This window comes from Xanthomonas sp. F1 (assembly GCF_014199855.1).
In genome coordinates this window covers 103,263-128,731 of record NZ_JACHOK010000004.1, presented here as the reverse complement: position 1 = coordinate 128,731, position 25,469 = coordinate 103,263, and the positions used below count along the sequence as shown (strand labels likewise).

The 25,469-nt window shown below is 69.4% G+C and carries 27 protein-coding genes; 16 read left to right on the top strand and 11 right to left on the bottom strand.

From position 1 onward, the window contains the following. Nucleotide 1 precedes the first annotated feature (1 nt). Nucleotides 2-1,861: a FeoB small GTPase domain-containing protein gene (gene feoB, locus GGR71_RS11320; protein ID WP_160958610.1), complete on the bottom strand. Its 1,860-nt coding sequence runs from the start codon at nt 1,859-1,861 to the stop codon at nt 2-4. Beyond that, complete coding sequence (locus tag GGR71_RS11315; RefSeq protein WP_053069646.1) at nt 1,858-2,109, bottom strand: FeoA family protein; 252 nt, start codon at nt 2,107-2,109, stop codon at nt 1,858-1,860. The genes feoB and GGR71_RS11315 overlap by 4 nt, the downstream gene beginning before the upstream one ends. Nucleotides 2,110-2,233: 124 nt before the next feature. On the opposite strand from GGR71_RS11315, the gene GGR71_RS11310 reads away from it, so the two are divergent. From GGR71_RS11310 to GGR71_RS11285, 6 genes are all read left to right on the top strand, one after another. Next, a complete protein-coding gene (locus GGR71_RS11310; protein ID WP_048489084.1) occupies nt 2,234-3,022 on the top strand; it encodes an enoyl-CoA hydratase-related protein in 789 nt (262 codons plus the stop codon). Continuing rightward, nucleotides 3,019-3,423 (top strand): VOC family protein, encoded by a 405-nt coding sequence (locus GGR71_RS11305; protein ID WP_160958608.1) that lies wholly within the window; start codon nt 3,019-3,021, stop codon nt 3,421-3,423. Before GGR71_RS11310 ends, GGR71_RS11305 begins: the two co-directional genes overlap by 4 nt. 169 nt (nt 3,424-3,592) lie before the next feature. Continuing rightward, entirely contained in the window at nt 3,593-4,489 is an 897-nt protein-coding gene (locus GGR71_RS11300; RefSeq protein WP_160958606.1) for a hydroxymethylglutaryl-CoA lyase, read from the top strand. Nucleotides 4,490-4,601: 112 nt separating this feature from the next. Continuing rightward, nucleotides 4,602-5,372, top strand: coding sequence for an SDR family oxidoreductase (locus GGR71_RS11295; RefSeq protein WP_160958603.1), 771 nt, complete (start codon nt 4,602-4,604; stop codon nt 5,370-5,372). Nucleotides 5,373-5,481: 109 nt separating this feature from the next. Then, the gene (yeiP, locus tag GGR71_RS11290) at nt 5,482-6,048 is read left to right on the top strand and encodes an elongation factor P-like protein YeiP (protein WP_160958601.1); all 567 of its coding nucleotides are present in this window, start codon (nt 5,482-5,484) and stop codon (nt 6,046-6,048) included. A gap of 4 nt (nt 6,049-6,052) precedes the next feature. After that, the gene (locus GGR71_RS11285; protein WP_160958598.1) at nt 6,053-6,475 is read left to right on the top strand and encodes a hypothetical protein; all 423 of its coding nucleotides are present in this window, start codon (nt 6,053-6,055) and stop codon (nt 6,473-6,475) included. Nucleotides 6,476-6,828: 353 nt separating this feature from the next. Here the strand turns inward: GGR71_RS11285 and GGR71_RS11280 are convergent, their stop codons facing one another. The 3 genes from GGR71_RS11280 to GGR71_RS11270 form a co-directional block, all read right to left on the bottom strand. Further along, nucleotides 6,829-8,691, bottom strand: a complete 1,863-nt coding sequence (locus GGR71_RS11280) for an Lnb N-terminal periplasmic domain-containing protein (RefSeq protein ID WP_237474288.1) — start codon at nt 8,689-8,691, stop codon at nt 6,829-6,831. 62 nt (nt 8,692-8,753) lie between these two features. Then, complete coding sequence (locus tag GGR71_RS11275; RefSeq protein ID WP_160958595.1) at nt 8,754-9,071, bottom strand: DUF2388 domain-containing protein; 318 nt, start codon at nt 9,069-9,071, stop codon at nt 8,754-8,756. A 115-nt stretch (nt 9,072-9,186) separates the two neighbouring features. Beyond that, complete coding sequence (locus tag GGR71_RS11270) at nt 9,187-10,575, bottom strand: FAD-binding oxidoreductase (protein WP_160958593.1); 1,389 nt, start codon at nt 10,573-10,575, stop codon at nt 9,187-9,189. A gap of 309 nt (nt 10,576-10,884) precedes the next feature. Between GGR71_RS11270 and serA the strand changes: the two genes are divergently transcribed. Next, nucleotides 10,885-12,126, top strand: a complete 1,242-nt coding sequence (gene serA / locus GGR71_RS11265) for a phosphoglycerate dehydrogenase (protein WP_160958591.1) — start codon at nt 10,885-10,887, stop codon at nt 12,124-12,126. A gap of 197 nt (nt 12,127-12,323) precedes the next feature. Here serA and GGR71_RS11260 read toward each other — a convergent pair whose 3' ends face one another. Further along, nucleotides 12,324-12,905, bottom strand: coding sequence for an NUDIX hydrolase (locus GGR71_RS11260; protein WP_160958588.1), 582 nt, complete (start codon nt 12,903-12,905; stop codon nt 12,324-12,326). A 169-nt stretch (nt 12,906-13,074) separates the two neighbouring features. Between GGR71_RS11260 and GGR71_RS11255 the strand changes: the two genes are divergently transcribed. From GGR71_RS11255 to GGR71_RS21060, 9 genes are all read left to right on the top strand, one after another. Further along, nucleotides 13,075-14,547: an amino acid permease gene (locus GGR71_RS11255; protein WP_160958586.1), complete on the top strand. Its 1,473-nt coding sequence runs from the start codon at nt 13,075-13,077 to the stop codon at nt 14,545-14,547. 85 nt (nt 14,548-14,632) lie between these two features. Further along, nucleotides 14,633-16,069, top strand: coding sequence for an amino acid permease (locus GGR71_RS11250; RefSeq protein WP_048489074.1), 1,437 nt, complete (start codon nt 14,633-14,635; stop codon nt 16,067-16,069). 120 nt (nt 16,070-16,189) lie between these two features. Then, a complete protein-coding gene (locus GGR71_RS11245; RefSeq protein ID WP_017912143.1) occupies nt 16,190-16,831 on the top strand; it encodes a methylthioribulose 1-phosphate dehydratase in 642 nt (213 codons plus the stop codon). Between the two features lie 94 nt (nt 16,832-16,925). Next, nucleotides 16,926-17,492, top strand: coding sequence for a 1,2-dihydroxy-3-keto-5-methylthiopentene dioxygenase (locus GGR71_RS11240; RefSeq protein ID WP_160958583.1), 567 nt, complete (start codon nt 16,926-16,928; stop codon nt 17,490-17,492). A 3-nt stretch (nt 17,493-17,495) separates the two neighbouring features. Beyond that, a complete protein-coding gene (gene mtnC, locus GGR71_RS11235) occupies nt 17,496-18,194 on the top strand; it encodes an acireductone synthase (RefSeq protein ID WP_160958581.1) in 699 nt (232 codons plus the stop codon). A gap of 32 nt (nt 18,195-18,226) precedes the next feature. Continuing rightward, nucleotides 18,227-19,306, top strand: a complete 1,080-nt coding sequence (locus GGR71_RS11230) for a C13 family peptidase (protein ID WP_160958578.1) — start codon at nt 18,227-18,229, stop codon at nt 19,304-19,306. A 425-nt stretch (nt 19,307-19,731) separates the two neighbouring features. Then, entirely contained in the window at nt 19,732-19,962 is a 231-nt protein-coding gene (locus GGR71_RS21070) for a hypothetical protein (RefSeq protein ID WP_456362616.1), read from the top strand. A 162-nt stretch (nt 19,963-20,124) separates the two neighbouring features. Next, the gene (locus tag GGR71_RS21065) at nt 20,125-20,673 is read left to right on the top strand and encodes a hypothetical protein (protein WP_456362621.1); all 549 of its coding nucleotides are present in this window, start codon (nt 20,125-20,127) and stop codon (nt 20,671-20,673) included. Continuing rightward, nucleotides 20,570-20,854 carry an STY0301 family protein gene (locus GGR71_RS21060; protein WP_456362620.1) on the top strand — a complete coding sequence of 95 codons (285 nt, stop codon included), beginning with the start codon at nt 20,570-20,572 and terminating at the stop codon, nt 20,852-20,854. Before GGR71_RS21065 ends, GGR71_RS21060 begins: the two co-directional genes overlap by 104 nt. A gap of 227 nt (nt 20,855-21,081) precedes the next feature. Here the strand turns inward: GGR71_RS21060 and GGR71_RS11220 are convergent, their stop codons facing one another. The 5 genes from GGR71_RS11220 to hisH form a co-directional block, all read right to left on the bottom strand. Then, nucleotides 21,082-22,665: a calcineurin-like phosphoesterase C-terminal domain-containing protein gene (locus GGR71_RS11220; protein ID WP_184451949.1), complete on the bottom strand. Its 1,584-nt coding sequence runs from the start codon at nt 22,663-22,665 to the stop codon at nt 21,082-21,084. A gap of 77 nt (nt 22,666-22,742) precedes the next feature. Then, entirely contained in the window at nt 22,743-23,366 is a 624-nt protein-coding gene (hisIE, locus tag GGR71_RS11215) for a bifunctional phosphoribosyl-AMP cyclohydrolase/phosphoribosyl-ATP diphosphatase HisIE (protein ID WP_160958574.1), read from the bottom strand. Next, nucleotides 23,356-24,132, bottom strand: a complete 777-nt coding sequence (hisF, locus tag GGR71_RS11210; protein ID WP_160958572.1) for an imidazole glycerol phosphate synthase subunit HisF — start codon at nt 24,130-24,132, stop codon at nt 23,356-23,358. Before hisF ends, hisIE begins: the two co-directional genes overlap by 11 nt. Beyond that, nucleotides 24,126-24,860, bottom strand: a complete 735-nt coding sequence (gene hisA, locus GGR71_RS11205; protein ID WP_160958569.1) for a 1-(5-phosphoribosyl)-5-[(5-phosphoribosylamino)methylideneamino]imidazole-4-carboxamide isomerase — start codon at nt 24,858-24,860, stop codon at nt 24,126-24,128. Before hisA ends, hisF begins: the two co-directional genes overlap by 7 nt. Beyond that, nucleotides 24,857-25,459: an imidazole glycerol phosphate synthase subunit HisH gene (gene hisH / locus GGR71_RS11200; protein ID WP_160958567.1), complete on the bottom strand. Its 603-nt coding sequence runs from the start codon at nt 25,457-25,459 to the stop codon at nt 24,857-24,859. Before hisH ends, hisA begins: the two co-directional genes overlap by 4 nt. Nucleotides 25,460-25,469 lie beyond the last annotated feature (10 nt).

The following is a 25,469-nucleotide window of genomic DNA, read 5'->3' as shown; positions in this document are numbered from 1 at the left end:
CTCAGCCGGCTCCCAGCGCCACCGCGACCTGGTAGGTGACCAGCGAGGCCAGATACGCCAGCGCGAACAGGTAGAACGCGGCGAAGCTCATCTGCTTCCAGGAATTGGTCTCGCGCTTGATCGTGGCCAGGGTGGAAATGCACATCGGCGCGTAGATGTACCAGACCAGCAACGACAGCGCGGTGGCCAGCGACCAGCCGTCGTGGATCAGCGGCGACAGCGCCTGCGCGGCGGCATCGTCGTCGGCCGCCGACAGCGCGTAGACCGTCGCCAGCGACGACACCGCCACCTCGCGCGCGGCCAGGCCGGGAATCAGCGCGATGCAGATCTGCCAGTTGAAGCCCAGCGGCGAAAACACCGTGGTCATGGCGTGGCCGATGCGGCCGGCGAAGCTGTAGTCGATCGCCGGCAAGGTGGCGTCGGCCGGCGGCGCCGGGAACGACAGCAGGAACCACAGCAGGATGGTCAGCGCCAGGATGATGCCGCCGACGCGCTTGAGGAAGATCGCCGCACGCTCCCACAGGCCCAGCGCCAGATCGCGCAGGTGCGGCACGCGGTAGGACGGCAGCTCCAGCAACAGCGGATGCTCGCCCTTGTCGCGGCGCCACTTCTTCATCGTCCACGACACCGCCAGCGCACTGGCGATGGCGGCGAAGTACAGGCCGAACAGCACCAGCCCCTGCTGGTTGAACACGCCCCACACCTGCCGCTGCGGAATGAACGCGCCGATCAGCAGCGCGTACACCGGCAGGCGCGCCGAACAGGTCATCAGCGGCGCCACCAGGATGGTGGCCAGGCGGTCGCGCGGGTCCTGGATGCTGCGGGTGGACATGATCCCGGGCACGGCGCAGGCGAAGCTGGACAGCAGCGGGATGAACGACCGCCCGGACAGGCCGGCCGCGGCCATCATGCGGTCGAGCAGGAACGCCGCGCGCGGCAGATAGCCGGATTCCTCCAGCGCCAGGATGAAGGCGAACAGGATCAGGATCTGCGGCAGGAACACCACCACCCCGCCGAGGCCGGCGATGATGCCATCCACCAGCAGGCTGTTCAGCGGCCCCTCCGGCAGGGTTCCGCCGATCCAGGCACCCAGCGCCTTGGTGCCGCCTTCGATCAGGTCCATCAACGGCGCGGCCCAGGCGTAGACCGCCTGGAAGATCAGGAACATCACCACGGCCAGGGTCAGCAGCCCGGCGACCGGGTGCAGCAGCCAGCGGTCCAGCGCGTCGTCGATCCGCGAGGTGCGGGTCGGCATCGACACCGCCGCGGCCAGGATCGCGCGCACCTGCTGGTGGTAGTCGCCCTGCCCCTCGCTCGGCGCCACCGCCGGCGGCAGTGCCGGCGCCAGCGTGTCCAGCCGCTCGACCAGGGCGCGCGCCCCGTTGCGGCGCACCGCCACGGTCTCGATCACCGGCACGCCCAGCGCCTGCTCCAGCGCCTGGCGGTCGATCTGGATGCCACGGCGCTGCGCCGCGTCGACCATGTTCAAGGCCACCAGCATCGGCTTGCCCAGCTCGCGCAGTTCCAGCGCGAAGCGCAGGTGCAGACGCAGGTTGGTGGCGTCGACCACGCAGACCAGCACGTCCGGTGCCGGCTCGCCCGGGTAGAAGCCGCGGCACAGGTCGCGCGTGATCGCCTCGTCCAGGCTGGCCGGCTGCAGGCTGTAGGCCCCGGGCAGATCCAGCACCGCGAACTCGCGCCCGGACGGCGCGCGGAAGCGGCCCTCCTTGCGCTCGACGGTGACGCCGGCGTAGTTGGCGACCTTCTGCTTGCTGCCGGTCAACTGGTTGAACAGCGCGGTCTTGCCGCAGTTCGGATTGCCGACCAGGGCCAGGCGCAGCGGCGCGGCCACCGCGCTCACGAGCGCACCTCGTCCAGCGCGCCCACCTGCACCCGCGCCGCCTCGCTGCGCCTTAGCGCGAATCGGGTATAGCCCACCTGCACCAGCAGCGGCTCGCCGCCGATCGGCCCGCTGGCCAGCACCTGCACCTGTTCGCCGGCGACGAAGCCCAGCTCGCGCAGACGCCGGGCGATGGCGTCGTTGGGCTGGCGGTCGTGCACGGATTCCACGAGGGCGCTGCTGCGCAACGGCATGTCGGACAACGTCACAGCACGTTCCGTCGATAAGAATGGTTATCAATTGTAGCATCGCCGCGGCGCGTCATGGCGGCGCCGGCACGGCCGGCTATGATCGCCGTATGGCTGCCGTTTTCCCTTTGTACGAGCGTGTTCGATGAGCGATGCCCTGTTGTTGCAACGATCCGGCAAGGTCCTGACCCTGCAGTTGAACCGGCCCGAGGTCCGCAACGCCTTCGACGCCACGCTGATCGCCCAGCTCAGCGACGCCCTGCTGCAGATCGGCGCCGACCGACAAGTGCAGGTGCTGGTCCTGACCGGCGCCGGCGCGGCGTTCTCGGCCGGCGCCGACCTGCAGTGGATGCGCTCGATGGCCGGCGCCGGCGAACAGGAGAACCTGGACGACGCGCTGGCCCTGGCGCGGCTGATGCGCCTGCTCGACGAGTTGCCCAAGCCCACGGTGGCACGGGTGCAGGGTGCCGCGTTCGGCGGCGCGGTGGGCCTGGTCGCCTGCTGCGACATCGCCGTGGCCGCCACCGATGCGCGCTTTGCGCTCAGCGAAAGCCGGCTGGGCCTGCTGCCGGCAGTGATTTCGCCTTACGTCATCGCGGCGATCGGCGCGCGCCAGGCGCGGCGCTGGTTCGCCAGCGCGGAAACCTTCGATGCCGCCACCGCGGCGCAGATCGGTCTGGTCCACCAGGCGGTGGCGCCGGAGGCGCTGGACGCGGCGGTGCAACGCCAGGTCGCCCTGCTCGGCCAGGCCGGGCCGCTGGCCGCCGCGGGCGCCAAGGCCCTGGTGCGGCGGGCCGCCGCCGGTGGCGAGCGTGATGCGCTGGACCAGGCCAACGCCGCCCTGATCGCGCAGTTGCGGGTCTCGGCCGAAGGCCAGGAAGGACTGAATGCGTTCCTGGAGAAACGCGAACCGGCCTGGAGGGCCAGCCCATGAACCCGATCGACCATCTCGGCCTGCGCTGCAGCGACCTCGACCGCAGCCTGGCCTTCTACCGTGCCGCCCTGGCCGCGCTGGACCTGGACGTGGTGATGCAGGTGAGCGCCGAGGAAAGCGGCGGCCAGCGCCACGTCGGTTTCGGCTGCGACGGCAAGCCGAGCTTCTGGATCGCCGACGGCGGCCGCGACGCCGGCGACAACGGCGTGCACGTGGCCTTCGTCGCTTCCAGCCGCGAACAAGTGGACGCGTTCCATCGCGCCGGCCTGGCCGCCGGCGGCCGCGACCACGGCACGCCGGGCCTGCGGCCGCACTACCACCCCGACTACTACGGCGCGTTCCTGCTGGATCCGGACGGCCACAACATCGAAGCGGTCTGCCACCGCCCGGCGTCGGCCTGATCCCGCGCTGCCACGTTGCGCCGGCGCACATGGCGCCGACCGTGCCTACCGCTGCTTCACCGCCTCTGCTCATCAGGAATCCCATGACCATCGTTGCTTCCCGCCTCGTGTTCAGTGCACGGTCGACACCGCGCTGCGCGCATCCCCTGCCGCTGCAGGAGCGCTCGCGATGAGCGACAGCGTGCGCATCGTCGAAGTCGGCCCGCGCGACGGCCTGCAGAACGAGAAGGCGTGGGTCGCCACGGAAGACAAGATCGAGCTGATCGCGCGGCTCGGGCGCACCGGCCTGCGCAGCATCGAGGCGACCAGCTTCGTCAGCCCGAAATGGGTCCCGCAGCTGGCCGACGCGGCCGAGGTCTACGCCGGCATCGCACAGGTGCCGGGCGTGGACTATCCGGTACTGGTGCCGAACCTGCAGGGCTACGAACGCGCGGCCGCGGTCGGCGTGCGCGAGGTGGCGGTGTTCACCGCCGCCTCGGAGGCCTTCAACCGCACCAATACCAATGCCGGCATCGACGAATCGCTGGCGCGCTTCGCGCCGGTGCTGGAGCGCGCGGCGGCGGACGGGGTCAAGGTGCGCGGCTACGTCTCCACCGTGCTCGGCTGCCCCTACCAGGGCGACGTCCCACTGGCCGACGTGGTACGGGTGGCGCAGCGTCTGCACGCGATGGGTTGCTACGAGATCTCGCTGGGCGACACCATCGGCGTGGGCACGCCGGGCAAGGCGCGGGCGATGCTGCGCGCGGTCGCTGCCGCGGTGCCGATGGCGGCGCTGGCGGTGCATTTCCACGACACCTACGGCCAGGCCCTGGCCAATATCGCCGCCTGCCTGGAAGAAGGCGTGCGCGTGGTCGATGCCGCGGTGTCCGGCGCCGGTGGCTGCCCCTACGCCAAGGGCGCCAGCGGCAACGTGGCCAGCGAGGACGTGGTCTATCTGCTGCACGGCAATGGCGTGGACACCGGCATCGACCTGCCGGCGCTGGCCGCGACCGGCCGCTGGCTGGCACAGAAACTCGGCCGACCCACCGGCAGCAAGGTCGGCCAGGCGCTGGCTGCCGAGGCCTGAGCCGCAGCAGCTCCTTACCCGGCGGCGGACCTGCGGGCCGCGGCCCGTCGCCGATCTCGCCGTGACGGGGCGACACCCTCTAAACTGGACGTTTTCCTGGGAGGGAACATCCATGCAGCTTGCCGATCTCAAAGCGGTGGTCACCGGCGGCGTGTCCGGCCTCGGCCTGGCGGTGGCGCAACGCATCGTCGCCGAAGGCGGCAAGGTCGCGCTGTTCGATCTGAACGACGACAAGGGCGCGGCCGCGGTCGCCGCGCTGGGCGCGGACCGTGCCTGCTACCTGCGCACCGACGTCAGCGACGAGGCCCAGGTGGCTGCGCAGCTCGGCGCAGCGCAAGGCTTCCTCGGCGGCCTCAATGCGGCGATCAACTGCGCCGGCATCCTCGGCGCCGGCCGCGTGCTCGGCAAGGAGGCGCCGATGCCGCTGGCCACCTTCCAGGGCACGGTGATGGTCAACCTGGTCGGCAGCTTCAACGTCGCCAAGGCCGCCGCCGACCTGATGCAGCACAACGCCCCGGGCGAGGACGGCGAGCGCGGCGCCATCGTCAACACCGCCAGCGTCGCCGCCTACGAAGGCCAGATCGGCCAGGCCGCCTATGCCGCGTCCAAGGGCGGCGTGGTGGCGATGACCCTGCCGATGGCGCGCGAACTGGCGCGCTTCGGCATCCGCGTCAACACCATCGCTCCGGGCATCTTCTGGACCCCGATGGTCGACGGCATGCCCGAGGCCGTGCAGCAGTCGCTGGCCGCCTCGATCCCGTATCCTTCGCGTCTCGGCCGCCCGGACGAATTCGCCGACACGGTGATGTTCCTGTTGCGCAACCGCTACCTCAACGGCGAAACCATCCGCCTGGACGGCGCGGTGCGGTTGGCGCCGAAGTAGCCGGGATTGGGGATTCGGCATTGGGGATTCGCAAACGCTCCCCATCCCGCGTCCCTGCCCGGCGCTTTCCAATCCCTAATCTCCAATCCCCAATCCCGGCCCCACATCCATGAAAGCCAACGAAATCAAGAAAGGCAACGTCGTCGAGTACAACAACGGCGTGTACCAGATCCGCGACATCGAGCGCAGCTCGCCGCAGGGCCGTGGCGGCAACGTGCGCTTCCGCTTCGTGATGTACAGCGTGCCGGGCGGCAACAAGCTCGATGCCAGCTTCGACGGCGACGACGACCTGCGCGAGGTCGAGCTGATGCGCCGCCAGTCCTCCTTCTCGTACAAGGACGGCGAGGCCTTCGTGTTCCTCGACGACGAGGACTACACCCCTTACACCCTCGATGCTGACGTGATCGGCGACGCTGCCGGCTACATCACCGACGGCCTCAGCGGCATCTACGTGCAGGTCATCGACGACCAGCCGGTGGCGATCCAGTTGCCGCAGAGCGTGACCCTGGAAGTGATCGAGACCCCGCCGGAGCTCAAGGGCGGCACCGCCACCAAGCGCCCCAAGCCGGCCAAGCTCAACACCGGGATCGAGATCATGGTGCCGGAGTACATCGGCAACGGCGAGCGCGTGCTGGTCAACACCACCACCGGCGAATTCGCCGGCCGCGCCGACTGACCCCATGCGCGGGCGCCGTGCCAACCACGCCTCCCGCGCCGCGTACGCGCCACGGCGCGCGTGCCTCGGCCTGTTGCTGGCCCTGCCGGCGCTGGCGCTCGCGGCGCCGGTGACGCCGGCCGCGGCGGCCGCGGCCAAGCCCGTGTGCACGATTCCGGACGCGGTCGATCCCGAGCACCATGACGGCTTCTGCTCGATGCCCGAGCCGATCCGCGCCTTCGTCGCACGCCAGGACACCTGCAATCACTTCGCCGGCGAAGACGCCTACGACGCGGCGCGGGGGCGCGAACTGGAAAAGGCGATGGCCAGGTACTGCGACGGCAACGAGCAGACCTGGGCGAAGCTGCGCGCGCAGTACCGCCAGGACCCGCCACGCGACGCCTGGCTGCGCCGTTACGGCAAGGATGTCGATCTCGAAGCGCCGTGATGGCGGCTCGCGGGTCGGCGAGGTCATGCCCTCGCGGTAGGACCTCAGCCCTGACGGCCATCGACATCGGTCAGTTTCCCCGCTTCGCTCGTCGCGGCTGAAGCCGCTCCTACCAGGCGCTGAAGAGACACCGCTTTTTTGTGGGAGGGACTTCAGTCCCGACGACTGGACCTATCGGTCCCCTTTCATTGCGACAAGGCCATGCCTGCAACCAGCCGATGCGGCAAAATCGACGCAGGCCGCGTCGTAGGAGCGGCTGTCGTAGGAGCGGCTTCAGCCGCGACCGCAGCATCGTCAACCACGCGCGCAATTCCTCACTTCGCCCGCCTCGCTTACCAGCCCGGCAGGCCGCACTACGGCTTCCCACTCCCCTCCTGCAACACCGAAGGCGAGCGCAACTGCAGCCCACCGTCTTCGCGATTGAGCGTGCGCAGGCGTGCGCCCAGCGTCGCCAGGTTGGCATCGATCTGCGCCAGTTCCGCCTGCAGCGGCGCCGGCAGCAACCCGCGCAGGCGCGTCTGCAGCGCGGCGCCGTCGTCGTGCAGCGCCGCGATCCGTGCCTGTCCCTGCACCTGCAGCCAGGCGCGTTCCTGCGTCTGCGGCAGGCCATAGCCCGGCTGCCCCTGCAGCAGGCTCGCCGGCTGACTGAGCAGGCCTTGCTCGGCCAAGACGGCACGCACCGCGCTGGCGGCGTCACGGGTGTCGTCGCGCGCATCGCCCTCGCCTGCACCGGCGCCGGCGCCGGCGGACGGCAACGGCTTGCCCAGATAGCGCCGCTTCAACGCATCGCGGCCGCGCTGTTCGGCGCGGCGCCGGGCGGCGTTCTCCAGCACCAGCAAGGCAGCACTGGCGCGCAGATCACCGCGCTGCAGCCACGGCGCGCGCTGCGCCGCCGGCAGGTCCAGCCACGTGTCGGCAGCGCGCGCCGGCAGCGCCAACGAACGCCGCGCCACCGCGAACATCTCCGCGAAGTGCGCGCTCGCCGCCGGGAAGTAATAGCCATCGCGCACCGCCGTGTCGGCGGCGTCGAACACCGACGCATCGGCGATGCCGGCGCGGACCAGGCGCCGGCGCAGGCCGGTCGGGCTGATCCCGGACAGGTGCGCGGCCGCCAGCCGCGGCACGCCGTCATGCAGCAAGGCGTAGGTCTCCACCGCGCAGTTGTTGCTGAGAAAGTAGTAGCGGCCGTCGTAGCTCCAGTGCAGTTGCGCGGCGCGCTCCAGCAGCGCGGCGATCTCCTCGCGCGACAGCCGCAGCGGCAGCGACTGCAGGCCGCGCAGTTGCACCTGGGTGTAGTCGTCCACCACCTGGCGCAGCGGCAGCACGAATAGCCGCGACGGGTAGGAGCCGGTGAGTCCGCGCAGGTTGGAGATCTGCACGTCGTCGACGAAGGCGCGGAACGACAGCACCCGGTGCTCGGCGAGGTCCAGCCGGCATGCCGGCCCCAGCGGCCGTCCCGGCGCGCAAATCACCAGGCGCAACATGCTGTGGCCCCAGTGGCTCATCGGCTGCGCATTGCCCTCGGCCAGCAGGTAATCCACCGCGTAGACCCGTGCCGGATCAATCTGCAGCAATGCGTCCGCATCGGCCAGCGGGTCCTGCACGAACACCTGGCCAGGCGCACATGCGCTCGCTGGCGGCGTCCATGCCAGGCGCGCGGCGAAGTAGCGGGCCAGCGCCGGACGGCGGCAGGCGTAGTCCGGATCGAGCAGGAGGTGCTCGAGATTCACCGCCACGAACTCGGCAGGCGACTGCAGTTCGTAGCGATCCGGGCTGCGCTCGGTGAACCGGTTCTCGCCGCGGCGCAGGCCCAGGCGCATCGGGCTCACCTGCCAGCCGGCAAGATCCAGCAGCCGCGGATCGGACGACAGATGCCCGGCCGCGGAGCGGTCGTAGAAATGCGCCAGTTCGTGCAGCAAGGCGGCCAGTGCCGGCCGCCGCGCCGGGTCGGCGACCGGGTCGGTATCGACCGCTGTCGTCGCCATCCAGTCGCGCAGCAGGCGCTTGTTCAACAGCAGGCGCTTGGCCTGCGCGCGCCCGTGCACCTGTGCCGGCAAATCGTCGCGCCATTGCAGCGGCAGCCCTGCGGGCAGTGCCGCGGTCCAGGCCGGCGGCAGCCGCGCCTGCGCCGCGGCCAGCACGGCCTGGCTGGCCGTGCGCTCGCCCGGGGTCAGACCGGTGTCATCGACAGAGAGTGGCGCGGCCGCTGCGTGCATCGCAGCGGCCAGCGCCAAGAACGTTAGCCACCGCGCGCCCAGGCGCCGCGGCCGGCGCGCGGTCACAGCGCCAGGATCGCCTGCGCCAGTTCCAGGTCGCTGGCCTGCTGCGCCTGCGGATTGCGCTCGCGCAACACGCGCAGCGCCGCCTCCAGTTGCACGCCGCGGATGCGGCCGGCGCTGGCGACGAAACCGGCCGCGTCGTCGCGCGCCTGCAGCACCACCTTGTCGTTGTTGGAACTGCTGTCCGAGGACGCCGAGCTGCCGGCCGAGCCGGCCGAGGCCGAGCCGGCGGAGCTGCCAGCGAAGCTGGACGCCTGCGCGAACGCAGGCAGGGTCAGGGCGAACAGCAGAGCGCAGCGCGCGGTCACTCGGGTCATTGCAATCGTTCCAAACGGGATCGTGAAAAAGGGACGGCCAGCGCCGCGCGGCATAGCCTAGCGGTCCGCCGCGCGCAGCGCCTGAACGGCACGCACGGCAGTCGTGCGGTCATGCTCAGGGATCGAACAGCTTGCCCGGATTGAGCAGACCGGACGGATCGAATACGCGCTTGACCGCGCGCATCAGCGCGATCTCCTCGGCGCTGCGCGTGCTCTCCAGGTACGGCTTCTTGACCAGGCCGATGCCGTGCTCGGCGGAGATGCTGCCGCCGTGCTCGGCCAGCACCTGCGCCAGCAGCTTGGTGACCTGCTCGCAGGCGGCGATGAAGTCGGCCGGCGCAGTGGCGTCGGGCTTGAGCACGTTGATGTGCAGGTTGCCGTCGCCGATGTGGCCGAACCACACCACCTCGAACTGCGGGTAGGCCTCGCCGAGCAGCGCCTGGGTGCGCGCCAGGAACGCCGGCATCGCCGAGATCCGCACCGACACGTCATTCTTGTACGGGGTGTAGCGCGCCACCGCCTCGGTGATGCCTTCGCGCAGGCGCCACAGTTGCGCGGCCTGCGCCTCGCTCTGGCTGATCACCCCGTCCAATACCCAGCCCTGCTCCATGCACGCCTCGAACGCCGCCAGCGCCGCGGCCTCCTGCGCCTCGTTGCCGCTGGCGTATTCGGTGACCACGTAATACGGATACACCGTGTCGAACGGCGCCTGCGCGCCATGCGCCAGCACGTGCTGCAGTGCGCGGTCGGTGAAGAACTCGAACGCCTCCAGTTGCAGCCGGCTGCGGAACGCCGCGAACACCTGCATCAGCACCTCGAACGAGGGCAGCGCCAGCAGCATCACATTGCTCGGCGGCGGCGGGTCGGTGAGCCGCAGGGTGGCCTCGACCACGATGCCCAGCGTGCCTTCGGAACCGATCAGCAACTGGCGGAAATCGTAGCCGCTGGAATTCTTGATCAACCCGCGGTTGAGCTCGAGCAGTTCGCCGCTGCCGGTGACCACCTTCAACCCGGCGATCCACTCGCGGGTGTTGCCGTAGCGGATCACGCGGATGCCGCCGGCATTGGTGGCGATGTTGCCGCCGATCGAGCACGACCCGCGCGCGGCGAAGTCCACCGGGTACAGCAGGCCATACTCGCGCGCGGCGTTGTGCACCGCTTCCAGCGGCATGCCGGCCTGCACGGTCAGAGTGCGGTCGACCGGGTCGAAGGCCAGCGCCTTGTTCATCCGCTCCAGGCTCAGCACCAGCTCGCCGTGTGCAGCCACCGCGCCGCCGGACAGGCCGGTGCGGCCGCCGGAGGGCACCACCGCCACCGCGTGGTCATTGGCCCAGCGCAGCACCGCCTGCACCTCTTCCACCGTCGCCGGCAACGCGATGGCCAGCGGCGCCGGGGTCCAACGCCGGGTCCAGTCGCGACCGTAGTGCTCCAGGTCGGCGGGATCGGTCTTCAGGCGCAGGCCGGGAACGGCAAGGGCCAGGGCATCCAGGCGCGGATCGGTCATGGGCGGAGAGGTCGGAGCGTAGATAAGCGTTCAAGCGTGCCAGCGTTGTGCGATGGCGTCCAGTTGGTGAACCCCGGGACCCGGGACCCGGGACCCGGGAAAAGCGTAAGCCTGAACTGTTCTTTGACAGCACCTTAGAACGCTTTTGATTTTCCGGGTCCCGGGTCCCGGGTCCCGATACATTCGATGCATCCGAAACCATATATCCGCAATGTAGTCGCGGTACCGCCGACATCCTATTGCGGCGCACCAAAGCACCCAGCCATCTGGCATAGTGACCGGCCCGTTGGCCATCGCTCCCTCACTGCAATGTCGCCCAAGAAGACCTCGTTTCCGAAGCAGGATATCCGCGTGCTGCTGCTTGAAGGCATCAGCCAGACCGCCGTCGACGTGTTCCGCGCGGCCGGTTACTCGCAGATCGAGCTGCACGCCAAGTCGCTGCCGGAAGACGAACTCAAGCAGCGCATCGCCGAGGCGCACATCGTCGGCATCCGCTCGCGCACCCAGCTCAGCGCCGAGGTGCTGGCCCAGGCCAAGCGCCTGATCGCAGTCGGCTGCTTCTGCATCGGCACCAACCAGGTCGACCTGGACGCCGCCGAACTGGCCGGCATCCCCGTGTTCAATGCGCCCTACTCCAACACCCGCAGCGTCGCCGAACTGGTGATCGCCGAGGCCATCCTGCTGTTGCGCGGCATTCCGCAGAAGAATGCCGAATGCCACCGCGGCGGCTGGTCGAAGTCGGCCACCGGCAGCCACGAGACCCGTGGCAAGGTGCTGGGCATCGTCGGCTACGGCCACATCGGCACCCAGGTCGGCGTGCTGGCCGAGTCGCTGGGCATGCAGGTGATCTTCCACGACATCGAGACCAAGCTGTCGCTGGGCAACGCGCGCACCGCCACCGACCTGGACGACCTGCTGGCGCGCGCCGACGTGGTCACCCTGCACGTGCCGGAAACCGCGGCCACCCGCAACATGATCGGGGCGGCGCAACTGGCGCAGATGAAGCCGGGTGCGCATCTGATCAACGCCTCGCGCGGCACCGTGATCGACATTGATGCGCTGGACGCGGCGCTGCGCAGCGGCCACATCGGCGGCGCCGCGGTGGACGTGTTCCCGATCGAACCCAAGGGCAACGGCGACCTGTTCGAATCGCCGCTGGCCGCGCACGACAACGTGATCCTGACCCCGCACGTCGGCGGCAGCACGCTGGAGGCGCAGGACAACATCGGTGTGGAAGTGGCGGCCAAGCTGGTGCGCTACAGCGACAACGGCAGCACCCTGTCGGCGGTGAACTTCCCCGAGGTCACCCTGCCCGAGCACGCCGAGAGCCTGCGCCTGCTGCACATCCATCGCAACGTGCCGGGCGTGCTGTCGCAGATCAACGAGCTGTTCTCGCGCCACAACGTCAACATCGACGGTCAGTTCCTGCGCACCGACCCCAAGGTCGGCTACGTGGTGATCGACGTCGCCGCCAGCGAGGAGCTGGCCGCGGTGCTGAAGGACGAACTGGCGCAGGTGGCGGGGACGTTGCGGACGCGCATTCTTTACTAGCGGGGAATGGGGATTTGGGATTGGGGATTCGCGGGTGCGCTGCGCGCCCGTACCCTCACCCCAACCCCTCTCCCGAGGGGAGAGGGGCTTTGGCGTCCCCCTTTTCCCGTCGGGAGAAGGGGCCCCGAAGGGGCGGATGAGGGTCCGGGCGCAGCCTCGTGCAGCAAAAACACCGCATGCGCTGCGCGCCCCGACGCTCACCCCAACCCCTCTCCCAAGGGGAGAGGGGCTGATGCACTGCGTTGCAGCCACTTGCGCGCCATGCGCCGCAGCGACGGATCCAGGTCCTCTTCGTCCAGCAGTTCGGTGATTGGGCGCCAGGCCAGGGCCAGCGATTCTTCGCTGACCGCGAAAGCCTCGTCGGCGCCGGCGCGGACCACGTAGCGCGCGTCGTAGTGCCAGTGCCCCGGCACCTCGCCGCGGGCGGGAATCCAGTGGCGATCCAGGTCGAAGATCGCGCCATCCTCCAGCGCCAGGCCAGGCAGTCCCGACTCCTCCTCCGCTTCCTTCAGCGCCACCCGCGCCAGATCGCGGTCGCCATCGGCGTGCCCGCCCAGTTGCAGCCAGCGCTGCAGCTTGCGGTGGTGGGTCAGCAGGGTGCGCGTGCCGTCGGCGCTGACCAGCCAGGCCGAGCCGGTGAAATGGCCATCCAGGCGGTCGCGCACGAACGGATCGGCGGTGTCGTCGAGCAAGGCCAGGAACTGCGCGGCGACCTCGGCCTGGTCCGGGCACTGCCGGGCGTGGGCCTGCAACTGCTGGCGTAGGGACGGCTCCGGCATCGGCGTTCTCGCGTTCGGGGGCGGCCATTATCGCCGTCCACGGTGCAGCGCGGCTTGTGGCGGCCGGCCGGCTTTGGCATGGTACGACGCTTGCGTCGCCCGCTGCGGGCCCGGCGCTTCGCCATTGCCGGGGCCGCTTGCCCCGTACCGCCACCTGGGGATGCACCGAATGCTCAAGTCTCTGTTGAGGGTCAAGCCGATCGAACCCGCCGGTCACGTCGATGCCGGCGAACCGTTCGAAGGCAGTCTGGAGGGCGAAGCCACCCTCAAACGCACCCTCACCGCCCGGCACCTGATCCTGCTCGGCATCGGCGCGGTGATCGGCGCCGGCATCTTCGTGCTCACCGGCCAGGCCGCGGCCAATCACGCCGGCCCGGCGGTGATGCTGTCGTTCGTGTTCGCCGGCCTGGCCTGCGCCTTCGCCGGCCTGTGCTACGCCGAGTTCGCGGCGATGCTGCCGGTCTCCGGCAGCGCCTACTCGTATTCCTATGCCACGCTCGGCGAAGGCGTGGCCTGGTTCATCGGCTGGTGCCTGGTGCTGGAATACTTGTTCGCCGGCTCCAGCGTCGCGGTCGGCTGGTCGGCCTACCTGATCAGCTTCGTCACCGGCACCCTCGGCCTGCCCTTCCCCGCGGAACTGGCCAGCGCACCGCTGACCTGGACCGGCCACGCGTTCGTGGCCTCGGGCAACATCGTCAACCTGCCGGCGGTGCTGATCGTGGCCGCGGTCAGCACGCTGTGCTACGTCGGCGTCACCCAGTCGGCCTTCGTCAACGCCATCGTGGTGGCGATCAAGGTGCTGGTGATCTGCCTGTTCGTCGGCGTCGGCGTCTTCTACATCAACCCGGACAACTGGCATCCGTTCATCCCGGAAAACACCGGCCCGGGTGAGTTCGGCTGGAGCGGCATCTTCCGTGCGGCCTCCATCGTGTTCTTCTCCTACATCGGCTTCGATGCGGTCTCCACTTCCGCCGGCGAGACCAAGGACCCACAGAAGAACATGCCGATCGGCATCCTGGTGTCGCTGGCCATCTGCACCGTCATCTACATCATCGTCTGCGCGGTGCTGACCGGCCTGCTGCCCTACACCCAACTGGGTACCGCCAAGCCGGTGGCCACCGCGCTGGAGCATTATCCGCAGCTGGCCTGGCTGAAGACCTTCGTCGAGATCGGCGCCATCGCCGGCCTGTCCTCGGTGGTGCTGGTGATGCTGATGGCGCAGCCGCGCATCTTCTACACGATGGCGCGCGATGGCCTGCTGCCGAAGCTGTTCGGCAAGGTCCATCGCCGCTTCCACACCCCGTACGTCGGCACCGTGGTGGTCGGCGTGCTGGCCGCGCTGCTGGCCGGGCTGATCCCGCTGGACGTGCTCGGCGAACTGGTCTCGATGGGCACCCTGCTGGCCTTCGCCACGGTCTGCGTCGGCGTGATGGTGCTGCGCTTCACCCGTCCCGATCTGCCGCGTCCGTTCCGGGTGCCGCTGTTCTGGGCGGTGTGCCCGCTGGGCGCGCTGTTCTGCGTCGGCCTGTTCTTCCAGGCATTCCAGGAGCACTGGAAGGTGTTCGTCGGCTGGACCCTGATCGGCCTGTGCATCTACTTCTTCTACGGCATCCGCAACAGCCGCCTGGCCGCCAAGGCCTGATCCGCTCCCCCGAAGACCGGCGTCCGCGCCGGTCTTCGCGTTCGTCCCCTCTTCCTCGCACGCCGCGTCCGGCTGGAACCGCTCCATGCTCAAACAACTCTTGGCCACCAAACACCCCCATGCCAGCCACGAGGACGCCGGCGGGCTGGGCCTGCAACGCGCGCTCGGCCCCTGGGGCCTGACCGCGCTGGGCATCGGCGCGGTGATCGGCGGCGGCATCTTCGTCATCACCGGGCAGGCCGCGGCCAACCACGCCGGACCGGCGATCATGCTCTCGTTCGTGCTGGCCGCGGTGTGCTGTGCGTTCTGCGCGCTGGCCTACGCCGAGTTCGCGGCGATGGTGCCGGTCTCCGGCAGCGCCTACACCTACACCTACGCCACCTTCGGCGAGCTGGCGGCCTGGTTCATCGGCTGGATGCTGGTGCTGGAGTACGGGGTGTCGGCCTCGGCGGTGGCGGTCAGCTGGACCGGCTATTTCCTCAGCCTGCTCGACCACTTCGACATCCATCTGCCCGCGGCCCTGGTCAACGCGCCGTTGGACGGCAAGCTGCAGCCGACCGGCGCGATCGCCAACCTGCCCGCCGCCGGCATCGTGCTGCTGCTGACCTGGCTGTGCTACGTCGGCATCCGCAAGTCCTCGGCGATGAACATGGCGATGGTGGTGCTGAAGAGCGGCCTGATCGTGCTGGTCATCGCCGCCGGCTGGAAATACGTGGACCCGGCCAACTGGCACCCGTTCATCCCCGCCAATGAAGGCCCGGGCAAGTACGGCCTGGACGGCGTGCTGCGCGGTGCGGCGATGGTGTTCTTCGCCTACATCGGCTTCGAGGCGGTGTCGGTGGCGGCGCAGGAATCGCATCGGCCGCAGCGCGACCTGCCGATCGGCATGATCCTGTCGCTGGTGATCTGCACGGTGCTGTACATCGCCATGGCAGCGGTGATGACCGGGCTGCTGCCATATACGCAGCTGGGCACCGACGAGCCGGTGGTGACCGCGGTGGCGGCGCATCCGCAGCTGGCCTGGCTGCGCGTGGTGGTGGAGATCGGCGCGCTGATCGGCCTGTCCTCGGTGGTGCTGGTGATGATCATCGGCCAGCCGCGCATCTTCATGATCATCGCCCGCGACGGCCTGCTGCCGCCGGTGTTCACCAAGATCCACCCGACCTACCGCACCCCGCACGTCAACACCGTGATCACCGGCATCGGCATCGCGCTGCTGGCGGCGCTGTTCCCGCTGGACGTGCTGGGCGAACTGACCTCGATGGGCACGCTGATCGCCTTCGCCGCGGTCTGCGCCGGCGTGCTGATCCTGCGCCGTACCCAGCCGGACCTGCCGCGCCCGTTCCGCATCCCGTTCGCCTGGCCGATCTGCATCGCCGGCGTGCTCAGCTGCCTGGCGCTGCTGTCGGCGATGACCGCGCACAACTGGATGCTGATGGCCGGCTGGACGGTGATCGGCCTGGCGATCTACTTCGGCTACGGCTACCGCCACAGCCGCCTGCGCCGCACCGGCCAAGGCTGAGCCATAGAGCCCCTCTCCCTCCGGGAGAGGGGTTGGGATGAGGGTACGGCGCGAGCAGGTGCTACTGGGTGCACCATCGCCTGTCATCCCAATCCAGCGCTCAAGCCCTACACTACGCGCATGAACGCACTGCCCTACGATTCCGAGCGCCTGCGCACGCTGGCGCACCTGCTGATCGACAACATCCGCGAGCTCTCGCAGGCCGGCTGGACGCCTGCCACCAGCAGCAACTTCTCGCACCGGCTGGACGATCGCCATGCCGCGATCACCGTCTCCGGCCGCGACAAGGGCCGGCTGGTGGAGGACGACATCATGGTGGTGGACTTCGACGGCCAGGCCGTCGGCCGGCCGCTGCGCCCGTCCGCCGAGACCCTGCTGCACACCCAGCTGTACCGGCGCTTCCCGGAGGTCGGCTGCATTCTGCACACGCATTCGCCGGTGCAGACCATTGCCTCGCGGCTGTATGCGCCGCAGGGCCACATCCGCCTGGAAGGCTACGAACTGCTGAAGGCGCTGCACGGCAACCAGACCCACGAGACCGCGGTGGACCTGCCGGTGTTCGCCAACACCCAGGACATGACCGTGCTGGCGGCGCAGGTCGACGCCCTGCTCGACCGCACGCCGCTGTGGGGCTACCTGATCGACGGCCACGGCCTGTACGCCTGGGGCCGTGACATGGCCGAGGCGCGCCGCCACCTCGAAGCCTTCGAATTCCTGCTGCACTGCGAGCTGGAGCTGCGCAAACTGCGCGCCGCCGGCTGATCCGCCGCGGCGCGACAGCGTTCCAGCGCCGCAACGGCCGCCGGCCGCGCACCTGCTACCCTTTTCGTCCCCACTGCCGCTTTCGCCCGCCGCCATGAGCCGACTCCGCATCTTCGCCGACACCACTCCCGACACGCCGCTGTTCGACAGCCGCGAGGGCGACGCGATCGCCGCCGAATTGCGCAAGATCGGCGTCACCTTCGAGCGCTGGCAGGCCAACCAGCCGATCGAGGCCGGCGCCACGCCAGAGGCGGTGATGGCTGCCTACAAGGCCGACATCGACCGCCTGGTGGCCGCCAACGGCTTCAAGACCGTGGACGTGGTCAGCATCACCCCGGACAACCCGCAGCGCGAGGAGATGCGCAAGAAGTTCCTCGACGAGCACTTCCACAAGGAAGACGAGGTGCGCTTCTTCGTCGCCGGCTCCGGCCTGTTCACCCTGCACGTGGATGGTAAGGTCTACGAGATCGAGTGCGTGCAGAACGATCTGATCGCGGTGCCGGACGGCACCCACCACTGGTTCGACATGGGGCCGGAGCCGCGCTTCGTCGCGATCCGCTTCTTCACCGAGCCGGATGGCTGGGTCGGCCACTTCACCGGCACCGACATCGCCCAGCGCTTCCCGCGCTACGAGGCGAAGCTGCGCGGCGAGGCGCACTGAGCGATGACCGATCCACGCGTCGTTCTCACCGACATCGAAGGCACCACCAGCAGCATCTCCTTCGTCAAGGACGTGCTGTTTCCCTACGCGCGCCGCGCCTTGCCCGGCTTCGTGCGCGAGCATGGCCAGCAACCGCAGGTGCGGCAGTGGCTGGACGCGGTCGCCACCGAATGCGGCGGCATCTGCACCGATGCGGTGATCGTGGAGACCCTGCAGGGCTGGATCGACCAGGACCGCAAGCACACCGCGCTGAAGGCGCTGCAGGGCATGATCTGGGACGCCGGCTACCGCGATGCCGACTTCACCGCGCACATCTATCCCGATGCCGCGCCGGCCTTGCGCCGCTGGCATGCCGACGGCCGCGCGCTGTACGTGTACTCGTCCGGCTCGGTGCCCGCGCAGAAGCTGTTCTTCGGCCACAGCGATGCCGGCGACCTGCGCGAGCTGTTCTCCGGCTGGTTCGATACCGAGATCGGCGGCAAGCGCGAGCAGCCCAGCTATGCGCGCATCGCCGAGGCGATCGGCGTGGCGCCGGCGCAGATCGTGTTCCTGTCCGACGTGGTCGCCGAACTGGATGCGGCCCGCGCCGCCGGGCTGGACACGGTGCTGATCGATCGCCGCGACGATTACCCGCAACCGCGCCAGGGCGAGGCCTGCAACGGCCACCGCCGCGCGGAGAGCTTCGCCGACCTGGGCTTCTGAGCCCGCGCATGCGCAGGCCTGTCGCTGTCTTGATGGCCGCTTTGGCGGCATTGCAGCGCCCGCTCGCCGTGGTGCGCGGCCGGCTGCTGCTGGCCGCCCTGCTGGCGCTGGCGCTGCCCGCCTGCCATCCCGATGCCGGCGCCATGCCGGCCGGCACGGCCGACACCGCGCAGGACGAGGCGGCGCAGGATCCGGTCGACCAGGCGCAACTGCGCCAGGCGCTGGGGTCGCTGCAGCCACAGCGCCCCGGCATCCCCGACCTGTACGTGGTCGGCTTCGCCGGCGACGCCAGCGAGGACGTGTTCCGCAACGAAGTGCTGTACCTGCGGCAGATGTTCACGCAGCGCTTCGGCGCCGCAGGCCGCATCGCCACCTTGATCAATCACGGCGACAATCTCGGCGCACATGCCTACGCACCGCAGGCCTCCTACGACAACCTGGCCGATACGCTGGACCGCGTCGGCAAGCTGATGGACAAGCGCGAGGACGCGTTGCTGCTGTTCCTGACCAGCCACGGCACCGACCAACACGAGCTGTATCTGCAGTTCGGTCCCGGCGAGGATGCCGAGTACGACACCATCACCCCGCAGGAACTGCGCCGCCTGCTCGACGACGCCGGCATCCGCAACCGCATCATCGTGATCTCGGCCTGCTACTCCGGGGGCTTCGTGCCGGCGCTGAAGACCGCCGACACCCTGGTCATCGCCGCCGCGCGCCGCGACCGGCCCTCGTTCGGCTGCGGCAACACCGCCAGCGCCACCTATTTCGGCCGCGCCTGGCTGATCGATGCGCTGGCGCACACCACCGATCTGGTCGACAGCTATCGCATGGCCAGTGCCGAGATCAGCGCACGCGAGCAGGCCGAAGGCGAGGCGCCATCGTATCCGCAGCTCTACGTGGGTGCGCGCATCGGGCAGTGGCTGCAGCGCTGGCGCGCGCAGTTGCCGAACGCCGCCGCACCGCCCTATCCGTATCCGGAGCCCGAGGCGGACGACGCAGCGACTGCGACCGATGACGAACCGGACCTTGCGCCCGGGGCCACGCAAGCCACTGCTCCCCAGACGCCCGCAAGACAGGCGCTAGCGCCACCGACCGCCGCTCCCACGCAGTGAGCCACCCTGTTCGGTCGAGCAGCGCCCTTGCGGCCCCATCCGCGGCGGCCCCGACGATCGGTGTGCCTGACAGAGGCCTAGAGCAGGCGTCCGTAGCGAACCGATAGATGAGAGTGATTCGCGTTCGATCGTCGATCGCATACGGCCGCTACACTGCGCCCGCAGCAAGCCCGCCAGCCTTTCGCCAGCCAGCTGCGCACCGATCCGCCCGCCAGCCTTCGCTCGCCAGCCAGGATCCTCTCGTTTCGTCGGCCTCCTTCATGGAGGTTTTTTTATTTCATGCTGACTCCGGACCGGCAGCCGCCGGACGTGCCGCAGCGATGGTTCACAGCCGTCTCAGCAGGTCGATTGAGGTGGGTGTTCGGGGCAATCGCCGGGCCTGGAGCGTGTCAAGAACTTGGAGTTCACGCGGCTATCGTAGGCGGATGAAGCCGCCACACGCCTCCGCAACCGACGTCTCCGACGAAGAATGGGCTTTCGCCGCGCCCTACCTGGTAATGACGCATCCGCAGGCACGGCAGCGTGCGCTTGAGGTTCAACGCATTCCACTGGAGGGCACGCGCTGGAGCGCCCTGGCGCTTGATGCCGATGAGTTTCCGCCGTGGGAGATGGTCTACGAGCAAACCCAGCGGCGGTTGCAGGCTGACCGCTTTTGAGGCCATGGTCAGCGACTTGCGTTCGATCCTGCGGGTGGCGCAAGGCAAGCAAGGACAGCCCTGCGCCGTGATCCTGGATGGCCGAACGCTGCAGTCCACCTGCGAAAGCGGATCAGCGCCGGCTACGATGTGTGCAACTGCAAGAAAAGCTGCAAGGTCGCTATGGCGGTGGCCACTTGTTGGCAGCAGGAGCGCGCGCAGGTGCGATCGCTGACGCAGGACGTTCAACATGTCGTGGGCGAGACGATGAAACCGGCTTTGGTCGATCAAGACTACACGGGCGAAAGCCCGGCCGAAGCGGCGCAGGAGGAAGGCAGCGAACTGCATGTGCTAAAGCTGGCGGAGGCCAAGAAGGGCGTTGCGCTGCTGTCGCGTCGCCGGGTCTTGGAGCGCAGTTTCGGTTGGATCGATCGGTTCCGGCGCCTGGCCCGTGACGACGAACGCCCACGCTGCTTCTCTACTCCCGAGTTCATAACACGCTCCAACGCTGTCGGCCGAAGCATTCTGCGATGGGGCGCCCATGGCAACTCAAACAATGGAAACGACTTCTATGTCATTGAGCAAGCAAATTGCCGCGCTTCTCCTTTGCCTATTGGGCTGCAGCAGTGTGCGCGCCGCGCCTTCAGTCTGCCCCATGCGACAGAATCAGCCACTTCGCTACATCGATGCATTCGATGGAGAACCACAGGACCTCGCAACGCTCGAACCTGACGTGGCAAAGGAACGATACGGCCACTGGGTTCTCGGCCACATCTACGATGAGGGCCGGTTCGTCACCCTACGCTGCAAGTACGCGGACAAACAAACGCATGATGTAACGCTGACGAAACGTGTGGAGCAGTGCAGCTACTCGATCAATACAAAAAACGTCCTTCGCGTAACGTGCAAATGAGAGTCGGCACGGCTCTTGGCACGGTGCGCCGGACTGGCGTTCGCCAATGCCATCGCCTATCGGCTCACCGGCTTCATCGCCGACGACACGACCGGTTCTACTTCGACTTCTGCGCGCAGTGCGCGGTGCCCAGCGCACGCGGATGCCGGGCACCGCACAGATAGCGGTCGAAAGAACCTGGATCGCGATCGGGCTGGTGTCGCCAGGACGCGACGCCAGTGCCGCGATCAGGGAGAGGCGTCCTGCAAGCGGTAGCTGCCGCTGGCGCGCTGCTCGCCACGCCAGCGGTCGAACGCGCGGACCTCGATGCGGTGCGCGCCCACGTTCAGGTCGGTCGGCAAGGCACCACGCCACAGGTGCTGCGAGGGAGACGCTTCCGGCGAGCGGTCGTAGCCGCGCAGCGCGTCGGCGGCATCGTCGCGCGCGTTCTCGGCGAGCAGCGCCGGGTCGGGCTGTTCGACCCGCTGCATCGGCTTCCAGGCGCCGTCGTCCACGCGGTACTCGACGCGACTGTCGTCCTCGCCCATGTACACGTTCGCGTACACGCCCCAGGCCGGATAGGCGCCACGGCGCAACACCTTCGGCGCATGCAGGCCGATCTGCGTGTCGTCGGCGGCTCGCGCGGCGTGGTAGGCCAGCGCGTAGCCGCCGTCGCGGCGCACGGTCAGCAACGCATAGCCGTTCGGGGTGCCGTCGGCCATGGTCGCGGCGGGAATGCCCTGTGCATCCTTGACCCCGGACCAGAACGCGCCGCAGGCCGCGCCGACGTTGTATTCGTGCAGCGGCTGCGCGCCGTGCCAACCCTCGTCGGCGCCGTGGTAGTAGTGACGCTGGGTGTGGCTGTGGCCGCTGAGCACCAGCACGTGCGGGAAGGCTTGCAGCAGCGCGAACAGCCGCGCCCGGTCGGCATGCCGGAAGGTCTCCTTGCCTGGCGCCGCGTCGAACAGCGGGATGTGCAGGCCCAGCACCACCAGGCGATCCTTGGGCACGCCGGCCAGGTAGGCCTGCAGGAACGCGAACTGGTCCGCGCGCAGGCCGCCGATGTACTTGGGCTGCTGCGTCGGCTGGTAGACCACGTCGTCCAGGAACACGAAGCTGGCCCCGCCCTCTTCCACCGCATAGGTGTCGGGGCCGTAGACCGCGCGCCAGCTCGACAGCGAATCGACGTCGTCGGTCGCATCGAAATTGAGGTCGTGGTTGCCGGGCACGTGGAACCACGGCACGCCGAGCTTGGCGGTTTCCGCATTCAGCGCCGGATACAGCGACAGGTCGTCGCTGACCACGTCGCCCAGGGTGGTGCCGATGCGCGCATGGGTCTTGCCGCGCAGCGGCCCGACGATGTCGCGGGCGTAGTAGCCGACGTCGGTCATCGATGCGGTCTGGGTATCGGCGAACACCAGCACCTCGGTGCTGTCGGCCTTGGGCTGCGCGCGCAGCGCGAAATCCCAGTGGTCGGTGGCGCCGCTGGTGGGCGCGATGCCCGGATACTTGAGCTTGGGCGAGCCGGCCGGTGCGTAGTGCCGCCAGTAGTCCGGCAGGCCGTTGCCGGCGCTGGCGAAGCTGTAGCCGTCGGGCTTGATCACGAACACCGTGCGTCCGGGTTCCACCTGCAGGTGGTAGCGACCCTGCGCATCGGTGCGGACGATGTGCACGCCATCGGAGACCTGCACGCCGGCGATGCCGGCATCGCCCGGGCCGCGGCCCGGGGCGTTGTCGCGTTCCTGGTAGACGCTGCCGCTGATCGTCGCGGTCTGCGCCACGGCAGGAGCGGCGGCAGCCAACAGGCAGGCGAGGACGACGGTGCGCAACATGCGGAACATCCGGAGAAGCCGAGGGTCCTCGATTGTAGCCAGCTATGCGGACGCGGCGATGACCGCGCCAGACAAGCTCAGCGGTGCCGCGTTTCCAGCACCGCCACCGCGTCGGCCAGGCCCAGGCCGCGCGCGCGCAGCAGCACGGTCAGGTGGTAGAGCAGATCGGCGGACTCGCCCAGCAGTTCGTCGTCGTCCTGGGCGACGCCGGCCAGCGCGGTCTCCACGCCCTCCTCGCCCACCTTCTGCGCGATGCGCCGCGTGCCTTTTTCGAACAGCTGCGTGGTGTAGCTGCCGGCCGGCCGCTCGCGTTCGCGCTGCGCGACCAGGCGGTCGAGCGTGCCCAGGAACTGGCCCGGCGCCTGCGGGAAACAGCTGTCGCGGCCGAGGTGGCAGGTCGGCCCGCGCGGATGCGCCAGCACCAGTAAGGTATCGCGATCGCAATCGGTGTCGATCGCCACCACGTCCAGGACATGGCCGGAGCTTTCGCCCTTGGTCCACAGCCGCTGCTTGCTGCGGCTGTAAAAGGTGACCTGGCCGCTGCGGCGCGTGGCCGCCAGCGCCTCCTGGTTCATGTAGCCCAGCATCAACACGCGCAGGGTCGAGGCGTCCTGCACCACCACCGGCAGCAGGCCGTCGCCCTTGCCCCAATCCAGCGCCGCGTCGGCGACGTTTGCGTCGTCGGAGTGTTCATGCGCCATCGCGCACCTCGATCTGTTGTTGGCGCAGGAAGCGCTTGAGTTCGGGAATGGCGATCGCGCCGCTGTGGAACACGCTGGCGGCCAGTGCGCCGTCGACGTCGGCGCGCTCGAACACGTCGGCGAAGTGCTGCATTTCGCCGGCGCCGCCGGAGGCCACCAGCGGCACCTTGCACAGGGCGCGTACCTGATGCAGTTGGGCGATGTCGTAGCCGCGGCGCACGCCGTCGCTGTCCATGCAGTTGAGCACGATCTCGCCGGCGCCCAGGCGCTGCGCCTCCACCACCCAGTCCAGGGTGCGCACGCGCAGCGCCTGGGTCTTGCCGGGGTCGCCGGTGAAGCGGCGCACGCGCCACTGGCCGTCGTCCTCGCGGATCGAATCGATGCCGACCACCACGCACTGCACGCCGAAGGCCTCGGCCAGCTCGGCGATCAGCGCCGGCCGCTCCAGCGCCGGCGAATTGATCGAGATCTTGTCGGCGCCGGCGTGCAGCACCGCGCGCGCCGTGGCAACGTCGCGGATGCCGCCGGCCACGCAGAACGGGATGTCCAGCAGCCGCGCCACCTTCTCGACCCAGGCGTAGTCCACCGAGCGCCCTTCCGGGCTGGCGCCGATGTCGTAGAACACCAGTTCGTCGGCGCCCTGGTCGCGGTAGCGCAGCGCCAGCTCGGCGATGTCGCCCATGTCCACGTGGTCGCGGAACTTGACGCCCTTGACCACGCGCCCCTCGCGCACGTCCAGGCACGGGATGATGCGCCGGCTCAGCATGCCAGCGCCTCGTCCAGGCGCAGCCGCCCTTCCAGCAGCGCCTTGCCGAGGACCGCGCCGGCGCAGCCGGCCTCGCGCGCGCCGCGCACGTCGGCGGCGTCGCGGATGCCGCCGGAGGCCTGCACCGCCAGCGTCGGCGCCAGCTGCCGCAGGTGTGCGTACAGCGCCAAGTTCGGCCCGGACAGCATGCCGTCGCGGGCGATGTCGGTGCATAGCAGATGGATCAGCCCGGCCGCGGCGTACTCGCCGGCCAGCGCATCCAGGCTCAGCGACGAAGTCTCGGTCCAGCCGTGCACCGGCAAGCGCCACACGCCGTGCGCGTCCTGGCGGCTGTCCAGCGCGACGGTGATGCGGTCGGGCCCGAACTCGCCCAGCCATTCCAGCACCGAGTCGCGGTCGCGTACCGCCAGCGAGCCGATCACCACGCGGCTGGCGCCGGCATCCAGCAGGTGCTGCACGTCGGCGCGCGAGCGCACGCCACCACCGGTCTGCACCTGCAGCCCGGTCTCGCTGCGGATCCGCTGCAGCAGCGGCGCCAGGGTGTAGCCGCCGGCACGGGCCGCGTCCAGGTCGACCAGGTGCATCCACTGCGCGCCGGCCTCGGCGAAGGCCTGCGCACGGCGCAGCGGATCGTCGCCGTAGTGGGTCTCGCGGGCGTAGTCGCCCTGCGCCAGCCGCACCACGCGGCCGTCGCGGATGTCCAGCGCGGGATAGACGACGAAGCTCATGGGAAATCGGTCTCGAGAAAGTTGCGCAGGATGCGCGCGCCGGTGTCGGCCGAGCGCTCGGGATGGAATTGCGCGCCGCAGCGGCGGCCATGCTGCACCACCGCGGTGAACAGGCCGCCATGGTCGCAGGCGGCGACGGTGTCGGCAGTGACCGGCGCAGCATAGCCGTGCACGAAATAGGCGCTTGCGCCGTCCGGCACGCCCGCCAGCAGCGGCGAGGGCTGCAGCGGCAGCAGTCGGTTCCAGCCCATGTGCGGCACGCGGATGCCCAGCGCCGGCGGCATCCGCCGGACCACGCCGGTCAACAGGCCCAGGCAGTCGACATCGCCCTCCTCCGAGCGTTCGAACAGCAATTGCATGCCCAGGCAGATGCCGATCAGCGGCACTTGCAACGCACGTAGTGGCTCGATCAGGCCTTGCTCGCGCAGCCGTGCCATCGCATGCGGCGCGGCGCCGACGCCGGGCAGGATCACCCGGTCCGCACCCTGCAGGTCCGCCGCGTCGCGTACCAGGCGGGCTTCCACGCCGAGACGTTCGAGCGCGTAGCGCACCGAGCCCAAGTTGGCGCCGCCGGCATCGATCAGCGCGACATCGGTCATCGCAGGCTCC